This window comes from Parendozoicomonas sp. 209JJ7-1, assembly GCF_058147085.1.
Genome location: NZ_JBYVJU010000077.1, coordinates 1 through 1186, shown reverse-complemented (window position 1 = coordinate 1186; position 1186 = coordinate 1). Strand labels below are relative to the sequence as shown.

The 1186-nt window shown below is 36.0% G+C and carries 1 protein-coding gene; it reads left to right on the top strand.

The features are described from left to right. The coding region (locus tag ACY2RQ_RS19405) for a hypothetical protein (RefSeq protein WP_490114661.1) at positions 1–1140 on the top strand (1140 nt) is incomplete at its 5' end. Between the last annotated feature and the right edge of the window lie 46 nt (positions 1141–1186).

Sequence of the window (1186 nt, the reverse complement as noted above, 5' to 3'; positions counted from 1 at the left end):
GCGTTAAGTGCTAAACCAACATCGACTATCGCAGTAAACATTATGAATGAAGTATATGAAAGTGAGCTTTCACAAGTTGAGCTTGCTAAACGATTAAAAGTAATGAAAGGAATCACTACTAACGATAGCGATTTCCAAGAATTGAAAGGCAAATTCATTAAACGTGACGAAATAGATCGGATTGACAATATTATTCATGGACTTACTCAAGAGGATGAGTTTGCCATACTTTGCAAAATGATGGAGCGATGTTCTTCTCTGACAGCACTTGATCAAACTCCAATCATTGAGAGCCATGCTAAAACTGCAGACTTTCTAGCAACATTTAACCCAAGTGCAAGCATTCTAAATATTCCACCTTGCGAAGAAGCAAGGTATAACTGCATGATTGAAGTAAAGTCTACTAAAAAGGACAAACTTAAGGTTACGAGAAAAGATTTAGAGAAACGAGCTGAATTTGCAGGAAACTTCAATCTTCCACTTTTATATGCCGTAAGATTTTCAATATTCGAGGATCACGCAATTTGGGTTCTCGTTGATAGTGAAGAAGTGAAAAAGAAATATAGAATTGAGGTAAATCACTACGTAAAAGGTCTAGGTCCAGTCCTATTTGACAACTATTCAGTAATAATTAATACCAGCTACGCAGTTATACAGTGTTACACCAAGGAAGAAGTTAAGGGAAGCATTGTAAAAAACAAATACGGTAACCTAGAAAAGGTAATTATTGCAGATGAGACAGGGGTCAAGTATGTCGCTGAAGGAACTGATAGTTTTCTTTTTTATTTACTACTAGGCATTTATCGAGCTGAAGATTCATTCATTGAATCCAATGACATTCGCACTCAGATATTTTCTAGGTTTGATGTTGGTAAGCCTGTATTTTTATCAGATATGCTCTATTCAACTCTAACCATGGCTGTTAATGAGTCTGGTGAAAAAGCCTATGATCCAATTCGCTATATTAGCCACATGGACTCACAGACAAACAAAACCGTATTGCCAAGTCGTAGGTTATTTGAAGACTTATTTAATCGTGTAAATAAACAATGTGAAAATTTCTTTTTATTTGGGCTTTTAGATAGCACGGAAGAGACTCAAGAAAAATTACTTAAAATCCTCAATATAAAACGCACTTAACAAGTAAATCCAGGTGACGCCTACGGCGCACCTGATTTAGGCGTTA